10 protein-coding genes and 2 pseudogenes are annotated in these 9,044 nt (G+C 43.0%); 5 read left to right on the top strand and 7 right to left on the bottom strand.

What is annotated here, in order from left to right:
- Both Q0372_RS05215 and Q0372_RS05210 read right to left on the bottom strand, forming a co-directional pair.
- On the bottom strand, positions 1-584 hold a 584-nt coding region (locus Q0372_RS05215; protein WP_298103412.1), incomplete at its 3' end, for a fumarate hydratase.
- A 13-nt stretch (positions 585-597) separates the two neighbouring features.
- Positions 598-936, bottom strand: coding sequence for a DUF2809 domain-containing protein (locus Q0372_RS05210; RefSeq protein ID WP_298103410.1), 339 nt, complete (start codon positions 934-936; stop codon positions 598-600).
- A 363-nt stretch (positions 937-1,299) separates the two neighbouring features.
- Between Q0372_RS05210 and Q0372_RS05205 the strand changes: the two genes are divergently transcribed.
- From Q0372_RS05205 to Q0372_RS05190, 4 genes are read left to right on the top strand one after another with little or no spacing between them, the layout of a single operon-like run.
- Positions 1,300-2,361, top strand: a complete 1,062-nt coding sequence (locus Q0372_RS05205) for a hypothetical protein (protein WP_298025352.1) — start codon at positions 1,300-1,302, stop codon at positions 2,359-2,361.
- Positions 2,339-2,707 (top strand): ASCH domain-containing protein, encoded by a 369-nt coding sequence (locus tag Q0372_RS05200; protein WP_298025350.1) that lies wholly within the window; start codon positions 2,339-2,341, stop codon positions 2,705-2,707. Before Q0372_RS05205 ends, Q0372_RS05200 begins: the two co-directional genes overlap by 23 nt.
- A gap of 9 nt (positions 2,708-2,716) precedes the next feature.
- Entirely contained in the window at positions 2,717-3,619 is a 903-nt protein-coding gene (locus tag Q0372_RS05195) for a hypothetical protein (protein WP_298103409.1), read from the top strand.
- Positions 3,613-4,086, top strand: coding sequence for a GNAT family N-acetyltransferase (locus Q0372_RS05190; protein WP_297964618.1), 474 nt, complete (start codon positions 3,613-3,615; stop codon positions 4,084-4,086). The genes Q0372_RS05195 and Q0372_RS05190 overlap by 7 nt, the downstream gene beginning before the upstream one ends.
- On the opposite strand, the gene Q0372_RS05185 is transcribed toward Q0372_RS05190, so the two are convergent.
- From Q0372_RS05185 to Q0372_RS05165, 5 genes and pseudogenes are all read right to left on the bottom strand, one after another.
- Positions 4,077-4,403 carry a hypothetical protein gene (locus tag Q0372_RS05185; RefSeq protein WP_298103408.1) on the bottom strand — a complete coding sequence of 109 codons (327 nt, stop codon included), beginning with the start codon at positions 4,401-4,403 and terminating at the stop codon, positions 4,077-4,079. The genes Q0372_RS05190 and Q0372_RS05185 overlap by 10 nt on opposite strands.
- Before the next feature lie 96 nt (positions 4,404-4,499).
- On the bottom strand, positions 4,500-5,246 hold the full coding sequence (gene larB, locus Q0372_RS05180; protein WP_298103416.1) for a nickel pincer cofactor biosynthesis protein LarB: 747 nt from the start codon (positions 5,244-5,246) through the stop codon (positions 4,500-4,502).
- Positions 5,233-6,015: an ATP-dependent sacrificial sulfur transferase LarE gene (gene larE / locus Q0372_RS05175; protein ID WP_298103405.1), complete on the bottom strand. Its 783-nt coding sequence runs from the start codon at positions 6,013-6,015 to the stop codon at positions 5,233-5,235. Before larE ends, larB begins: the two co-directional genes overlap by 14 nt.
- Positions 5,987-6,859, bottom strand: a pseudogene (locus tag Q0372_RS05170) (LarC family nickel insertion protein); the annotation flags it as partial. The gene larE and the pseudogene Q0372_RS05170, both read right to left, overlap by 29 nt.
- A gap of 648 nt (positions 6,860-7,507) precedes the next feature.
- Positions 7,508-8,008: pseudogene (locus Q0372_RS05165) on the bottom strand (hypothetical protein); the annotation flags it as partial.
- Positions 8,009-8,738: 730 nt separating this feature from the next.
- On the opposite strand from Q0372_RS05165, the gene Q0372_RS05160 reads away from it, so the two are divergent.
- Positions 8,739-9,044 (top strand): Tex-like N-terminal domain-containing protein (locus Q0372_RS05160; RefSeq protein ID WP_298103403.1); only part of this gene is annotated, 306 nt, incomplete at its 3' end.

Genomic DNA, 9,044 nt, shown 5'->3' with positions numbered 1-9,044 from the left:
ACGCCCACGCCCACTAACAGCGGCGGACAGGCATTTATGCCGTAGCTCGTCATTATGTCCATGACGAATTTCACGACTCCCTCGTAGCCCATACCGGGCATCAGCACGGTTGCCTTGCCGGGCAGGCTACAGCCGCCGCCCGCCATATAGGTGTGTATCTCGCACTCGCCGCTTTGCGGCACGATCTCCCAAAAGACGCTCGGCGTGCCCTTGCCGACGTTTTTGCCGGTGTTGAACTCGTCAAAGGTCTCGACGCTGTTGTGGCGCAGCGGAGCCTCGCGCGTCGCTCTCAGTACGGCCTCTCGAAGCAGCTCCTCAAGCTCGCCGATGAGCGGGAAGTTCGCGCCGCAGCGCACGAAAAACTGGATCACGCCCGTATCCTGGCAGGATGGGCGGTCTAGCTGCTTAGCTAGGCGCTGGTTTTCAAACATCGTTTTGTAGATCTCCTTCGCTAACGGCTGCGTCTCGCGCTCGGCGAGCTCGCTCAGCTTCGCCGTCACGTCATCAGGTAGCACCTTGCCCGTATAGCCGACGAATTTCGCCATGACCTCGGTCATCTTTTGCACGGCTTTTTGTTTATCCATCGCTTCTCCTTTGCTAAATTTTACTTTCAAATTTTTCATAGACGCCCGCTAGGACGCAGCCCGCAGCGTAGCAGAGCAGATCTGCAAAATCAAACGTCCCGCCGATCATTACTTTTAAAATTTTATTTTCTATGCCTAAAATTTGCACCGCGCCAAAATACTGCGCGAACTCCAAGGTCGCGGCAAACGCGAAAATTTTAAGCGGCAAATTTAAAGGCGACTCGCTAAAAATAGCCCTAGTGAGCGCGTAAAGCAAGATGACGGCGAAAACGTCGCCCGCGTAGTGGCGCACGAAACCGCCCTTTACGCAGATCGCTATGTAAATTTCGATCGCTAAAATCAAAGCCGCCACGGCTAAAAACGCTAGCCTCGTCCTCGCGCTTTGCCTTGTTTACGGCTTTTGCGCGAGCCTTGCGATACTTTTTTGCTCTCTTAAATTCTCCCCTCGCAACGCTTTCCTTTTAAATTTAGCCTTCAAATTTAGCTGTAAAACCACGTTTCAAATCAAAGTGGATTTACGCTTAAAATCAAAGTGGGCTAAAATATCACATTTTTCACTTTGATTTGAAACGTAAATTTTTCAATCTTTCAATTATCGTTTTAAATTCAAAAAATATTTTTAAAAATCCTTGCCGATATTACAACAATGGCTTTAAAAGAATAAAATTAGATAATCTTTGATACAATTGCTTGAAAAATTTTAAGAGGTGTTAAAATGTCAAATATCCAAGAGAAATATATACGTGAAATCGATACATCCGATTCCTTTTTTGATTCTTTAAGACAAGATTATAAAGGTTTTGATGCATGGATAGCAAAAAAAGCGAAAGCCAACGAAAAAGCATATACGCTTTTCGATGATAATGGACAAATAGTAGCCTTTTTATATTTAAAAATAGAAAACCCCGTAGATAATACGGACATAAAACCGGCGCTTAGTATAAATGTGCCATGGTTAAAGATCGGGACTTTTAAAATAAATGCACACGGCACAAAACTAGGAGAGCGTTTTGTAAAAAAGATTTTTGATTTTGCGGTATCAAATAATATTTATAATATTTACGTAACAGCTTTCGAAAAACAAGCGCCTTTAATAGATTTATTAAAAAGATACGGATTTACCCAATACGGCAAAAAAAATAATGAGCTAGTATTAACAAAAAAGATACCGACTTGTGTGCAGGCGCTAAAAAATGATATACTACTAGACTATCCGGCTGTTAATGCGACAAGCGACAAATATCTTTTAAGTATATACCCGAAATATCATACCGGTATGTTCTCGGACTCTATTCTACATACGGAAAGCTATGATATACTAAAAGATATGTCTGAATCAAATAGTATTCATAAGGTATACATAACGGAAATGAAAGGTGTCGAGCAACTCAAGAGAGGCGACTGCTTGCTCATTTATAGAACAAAAGATGAAAATGCCCAAAGCGCGAACTACTCATCAGTCGCGACCTCTTTATGCGTTGTAGAAGAATATAAAGACTTATCCGGTTTTGCTGACTTTGATGATTTCGTCAGGTACTGCAAGCCGCATAATATTTTTACCGATATTGAATTAAAAAATATTTTTATCAGTAAAAAATATACAAAAATAATAAAGATGACATACAATATATCATTTAAAAGACGCGTTATTTTAAAGAGGATTAGGGAAATTATAGGTCACGAAGAAGTCTACTGGGGTTTTGCGAAGCTTACGGACGAAGCTTTTTTTGCAATTTTAAAAGAAGGTATGGTAAATGACAGCATTATTATCCATTAAGCCGGAATTTGTCCAAGCTATTTTTGATGGAACAAAGCAATTTGAATTTAGAAAAGTAAATTTTAAAAGAAAAATTGATAAAATCAAAATATATGCTACAAAACCGGTCGGTAAGATAGTAGGTGAGTTCATAGTTGACGATATCTTAAAAGCAAGTCCTGAAGAGCTATGGGACAAAACAAGCCTGTACGCCGGCATAGATAAAGAGCGATATTTTCAATATTTTAGCGGTAAAAATATGGGGTTTGCTATAAAAATTAAGTCCGTAAATAAATATAAGGAGCCTATTTGCCCTTATCTACAATATCCGAAATTCGTAGCACCGCAATCGTTCAAGTATATCTAGAAAATGAAGATGAAAATAAATCCAAATTCGCAGTACACACAATCTATATTTATAAATGTGGATTCAGACGTCGCCGACAAGATAGATGCTATACTGCATTTAAATATTTTTTTGCCAAACGACAATGAACATTCGTATATAGAAATAGGAATATTGATTTCTAGAAAAGAGTATAACAATTTTGACAGAAATTTCAATATAGAAATTGTATTTCCATTCGATATACTTAAGGAAGAATTCGCGGATGTAAAAGATAGGCTCTGTGACGGTAAGACCTTGAATATGATATTTAACGAGGAGACCCATCTAGATAAAAACAAATTAGACTTTAGATTAAGGGAATACAAGCTCGGAGGTATAAAGCTTTGTAATACCACTATAAATGGCGATTCTAGTATAACAATGAGCGTAGAAGAAAAACAGAAAAATAGCTATTTTAGATTTAGGATTAGAAATATCAGAGATAAGATAACGGATACCGTTCTTTCGGATACAATGGCCAATCCGTTTATAAAAACGATAAAAACGATTGGTATCTCAATAAATTTAGATAGGCAATTTATAAAACAAATAAATAAAAAGATAAAATTTAAAGAAATTAATACTTTTATTATATTGGATTCTATAACCGAGTTGATCGAAAAAAGTAGGCCAATAAAAAGCTTTAGAGTTTTAGAAGATAATTTATGGAATCAATATATAGGAAGCTACGCAAATCGAAGGATGACGGTCTATCAATTTAAAGATAAAACATCGGACGATAGCACGATAGAGAATTATCAACTTTTCTTAAAAAGCCTTCATCATAAAAATTCAAATTTATATCGATATAAATTCTTATTGATTGTAGTGGTCGTGGCTATAATATCTAATGCTATTTATGACTTGTTAAAATGGATATTTTTATGTTAGTTTTTGACGGCGCCATTGATCTGACATTGAAATATGTTCAATGCGTAAAAGCAGATATACAAAACGAATATACGCTATACAATTATATTAAAGATACAAAAAAATACTATCCAAGCTTTGATATTTGGTATTTTATGAATGTGATACCGTCATTAAAAGACGGAAGGAAAAAAATTATAATCTCTCATGACAATAATAATTTAAAGGGCCTCGCCATATTAAAATACAACGAAAAAAAATTATGCCACCTATCGGTTATGCCCCCCTATAAGAACAAAGGTTATGGCATAAAACTTTTTAAGCAAAGCTTTATAGAATTAGAAACAGAAAAGCCTTTCCTGACAGTGTCCGAAGAAAAATTAATAGAATTTAAAAAAGTATTTGATTACTTTGGATTTGAACTTACAGACATTATAGACGGGTATTACCGAAAAGACAAAAAAGAGTATTTTTATAATCAGATATAATTCTGCCCCTCAAACCCCAGATCAATCATATAGCTTGTAGTGTTTAGATTATGCGATACGCTTTTAATACTAAATTTTACATTTTCAAGTCCGGTTACGCCGGTTATTTTTAGTTTTCCGCCGGCTCTTAGCTCTCTACCAGTGGCGGCAAGCGAGCCGTTTATTCCGCCGCGTTGTAGTTCGTTTAGCTTGGCTTCGCCCTTTTTAAAGGCTTCATTGTCTGATTTTGGCTCGGGGATATTTAGCTTATAGGTTTGCTCTCCGCCGCCGATCTTCGCTTGTTTATCTTTACCGTATTTGCTATTGTGCCACTGCACTATTATGGCTTGGTAGCTGTTGCGGTTTGCTTCTGTGATCGATAGGCTCTCGCACTCAAATTTAGGCCGTTTATTCGTTTACGCGCTGGCGTAAATTTATAGATGATTTATCAGGCTCGCGTTGTACGCAGCGCCAAAACCGTTGTCGATATTTACGACGCTGACGCCGTTAGCACAGCTGTTTAGCATCGCTAGCAGCGCCGCCAGTCCGCCAAAGCTCGCGCCGTATCCCACGCTGGTGGGTACCGCGATCACCGGCACTCTCACGAGGCCTGCTAGCACGCTAGCTAGCGCGCCCTCCATGCCCGCCACTGCGATCACGACCTTTGCACCGCGTATCTGCTCTAAATTTGCGATCAGCCTGTGCAGCCCCGCCACGCCCGCGTCGCTAAATTTGCGCACGTCGTTGCCCAAAAATCTCGCCGTCTCGTACGCCTCCTCCACTACCGCGCCGTCGGCGGTGCCGGCAGATACTATCGCGATGTAGCTTTGCGTGAGCGCGGATTCTTTAAATTTGACGCTGATCACGCGGCCGCGAGCGTTAAACTCCGCCTGCGGCAGCACCTCGCACACCCGCTTAAAAACCCGCTCGTTCGTACGCGTGATCAGGATATTTTGCCCTCTCGCGCCGATCGCACCAGCGATACGTAAAATTTCATCATCAGTTTTACCCTCGCCGTAGATCACCTCGCCCGCGCCGTTTCGCAGAGCGCGCTGAGTGTCGATCTTGGCGCAGTCCACGTCCTCGTAGGGGTAGTTTTTTAGGTATTTTAGCGCCTCTTGCTCGCTCACGCGGCCGCTTTTTACCCCCGCGAAAAGTTCTAAAATTTCATCCTCTCTCATGCAAAACATCCTCTCTAAGCCCCTTTAGATCAAGCGTCACCTCCGCCGCGCCAAGCGTCACGAGCTGCCTAACGATATCTTTAAATTTCGCATCGTTTAGAAAGTCCCGCATGCTAGAAAAGGGCATTTGCAGCTTTATATTTTTGCGGTCGCACCGCGCGCGGACGTTTGCGTAGCCGCTTACGATGAGCAGATTTTCCGCTGCTTCGATCAAATTGAGCTCGCTCTCATTGATCTCGCTCCCGTGCGGCAGGCGCGTTAGCAAGCACGCGTAGCCCGGTTTTTCGGCAGTGGGTAAGCTTAACTCGCGCGATAGCTCGCGGATCTCGGATTTGGTTAAATTTATCAGCGGCGAGAGCACGCCCAGCTCCTCTTTTGCTTTGAGTCCCGGGCGGTGTTCGCCCAGATCGTCTCGGTTCGTGCCGTCTGCGACGCGACTAAAGCCAAGCTCGCGGGCGCGCTCGATCAGGCGCGAAAAAATCGCCTTTTTGCACAGATAGCAGCGGTTTTCGGGGTTGTTTTTGATTCCCTCCGCGACGCCGAGCTCTAAAATTTCGTGGCGGATGCCGTAAGCGCGGGCAAATTCTATGGCTTCGGCGATCTCACGCGAGGACATGTAGGGCGATCTGATCGTTATGCCGATCGCGCGCTCACCCAGCGCGTCGTGCGCCGCGCGCAGTAGCAACGAGCTGTCCGCGCCGCCGCTAAATGCGACCGCTAGCTCGCCCAGCCCGCGCAGATCAGCCTTTAGTTTTTCTAGTTTCGTCATAGGTTTCTAGCGCCTCTTTTCGCACCCGCTCGATCGTCGTGCCGTGCGCGAGCGCCGCGGCCTTGCAGTCGTCAAATTCCGGCTTGATTTTTAAAATTTCTCGGACGGAATTTGAAGTGGCGAAATTTTGCCTCGCGCCCAAATTCTGCTGTACGTTCAAATTTTGCTGCGCGCCAGTGCCCGTTTCGCAAGCTTTGCCGCGCGAAATTTTAAGCCCTATCTCGCCGAATTTCGTCTGCACCCGCGCAAATTCGCGCTTTAGCTCGGTTTTAGCTACCTCTATCTCGCGAACGCCGATCGCGGTGGTGTGCGTAAAAATTAGATCCTTTAAATTTTGCGCGTCCTGCTTGCGGCACAGCGCATTTAGCTCAAAGCCGATGCGCCCCTTTTTCATAAAAATAGACCTGCTAAACACGTCCAGCGCGCCGTTTTCGCGCAAAATTTCGCAGGCAAGTGCAAAGCTCTCGGCATCCATATCGTCGATGTTCGTGGAGATTAAAATTTGCTTGCAAACCTCGCCGTAGCCAGCTTGCGCGCCTAAATTTGGCTCGCCGCTTTCGTCGCTTAAATCCGCCTCGCAGATCATCACGCGAAGCACGTTTGCAAAGCCCGCGGCGTCACGCTCGCCCGCACCGTAGCCGATCTTTTCTATCCTAAAACTCGCGCTATCTGTAAACTCATCCGCGCAAGCCTTTAAAATTGCAGCTCCCGTTGGCGTAGTCATCTCAAAATTTGCGCGCCCGAGACTTACAGGCACTCCTCTTAAAATTTCACAAACGGCTGGCGCAGGCACGCTAAGTGCGCCGTGATCGCAGATCGCTACGCCGCCGCCAAGCTCGATTTTGTCGCCTTCTTGAGGGGTGTGTTTTATAGCTTGTGAGGCTTTGGCATAACCCACACCTCCTGCTTGCATAATTACCTTATCGAAGCCTAATTTGCGTCCGCCTTCTTCGTGTTCAAAGGTGAAGAGAGAGCCCGTAATGAGTGGTTGCCCGAATTTATTACCAAAATCGCTTGCCCCGTTAGATGCTTTGATGAGGATATCCATTGGTGTTTGGTACAACCATTGGCGTTCAGCCATTCCTTTTTCCCAAGGGCGGTCTTCTTCCAATCGGGGGTAAGCCGTCATATACACAGCCGTCCCTGCCAAAGGCAAAGAACCTTGTCCGCCAGCGAGACGGTCGCGTATTTCACCTCCTGAACCTGTAGCAGCCCCGTTGAAAGGCTCTACCGTAGTGGGGAAGTTGTGGGTTTCGGCTTTGAGAGAGAGCACTGCTTCAAAAGGTTTCACCTCGTAGAAATCGGGTTTATCGGCACTTTTGGGTGCGAACTGGTCGACAGTAGCCCCTTTGATGAAAGCCACATTGTCTTTATAAGCCGAAACAATGCTATTAGGATGTTCTTGTGAAGTTTTTTTAATGAGTTTGAAGAGGGTAGAAGGTTTTTCCTCACCATTGATAACAAAAGTGCCGTTGAAGATTTTATGGCGACAGTGTTCAGAGTTGATTTGCGAGAAGCCAAACACTTCCGAGTCGGTGAGTTTGCGCCCCAATTGTTGAGAGAGATTTTGCAAATAGGCAACTTCTTCGCCGCTTAGCGCAAGTCCTTCTTGCTGGTTATACGCTTCAATATCATCGATTTCGAGTGTTGTTTGCGGTTGAATGTCGATAGTAAAACTATCTTGGGTAAGACCGTTGTATCGCTCAAAGAGCATAGGGTCAAAAGGTGTATTGGGGTCGGTTACCTCGTGGAACTCTTCGATGCGGGTAATCCCGTGGATGTCCATATTTTGGGTGATTTCCACCGCATTGGTACTCCAAGGAGTAATCATCGCCACACGGGGTCCGATGAAAGTACCGCTAAGGGTAGGGGAGGGGAGTTGCTGGGCATTGCCAAACAGCCATTTCAGTTTGTTGAGGTCGGTCTCAGTAAGGGTAACTTCAGTCGCTACCACATAGATAGTCTTTTTAGGGTTTTTAAAGAAAAGAAGCATTATTATTCAATTAACGATTAGCAATTAACAATTAATAATTCAGTTATTGAGTAGTATTTTTCAAAAAGTTAAGTAGCATTAGTAAGAAAGGTATGCTGTTGTTTCAAGCTACCATTGCCAAAAGAGCTACCATACTTAGTTTTTTCATAGGTGTTTTTTCTAAGATGAAACTTGCGACAAAGATACGAAATAATTATGAATAATATATTAAAAACTTTCTAATTAAAAGAATAAATTATTTTTATAGCAGAAGTACTCATTATACACCTCTAAGAACCCAGATTTGTACCACTGTTCTTCATCTTTTGTTCGTTGTTTGTTCGTTGTTTGTTCGTCTTTTCTTCGTTGTTTGTTTGTCTTTTCTTCGTCTTTTGTTCGTCTTTTCTTCGTCTTTTCTTCGTCTTTTCTTCGTTCATTTTTTATCTGCCCGTGCGGCTCGCACCGTCTTTTGTTCGTCTTTTGTTCGTTGTTTGTTCGTCTTTTGTTCGTTGTTTGTTCGTCTTTTCTTCGTCTTTTCTTCGTTCATTTTTTATCTGCCCGTGTGGCTCGCACCGTCTTTTGTTCGTTAATTGTTTATCTGCCTGTCGTGCTACGACCTCGCACTGTCATTGATTTAGTATTATTGGCATTATTGGCATTGTGGTATTAAAAGACATTTGCTAATCTGCTAATTCTTCAATATCTTTGCACCTTCAATTTAAAAACACTGTTAAATCGATAACACATTAGTATGACAAACATTCAATATATAAAAGCCCAAACACAACTACCTGAAAAAGCTATTGAAAACACACTTTCACTATTAACCGAAGGCTGTACTATCCCCTTCATTGCACGCTATCGAAAAGATAGCACTCAGAATTTAGATGAAGTAGCCATTGAGCATATTGCCAAATCCCAAGCTGATTACGACAATATCTGTAAGCGCAAAGAAACAATTCTCTCTTCTATTGAAGAACAAGGAAAGCTTACAGACGATTTGCGTAAACGTATTGAGAACTCTTTTGAGCTCAATGAATTAGAAGACCTATACTTA

The organism is uncultured Campylobacter sp. (assembly GCF_937997405.1).
GTDB lineage: Bacteria > Campylobacterota > Campylobacteria > Campylobacterales > Campylobacteraceae > Campylobacter_B.
The sequence above is the reverse complement of the archived record's forward strand: the minus strand, read 5'-3'. Positions and strand labels throughout refer to the sequence as shown.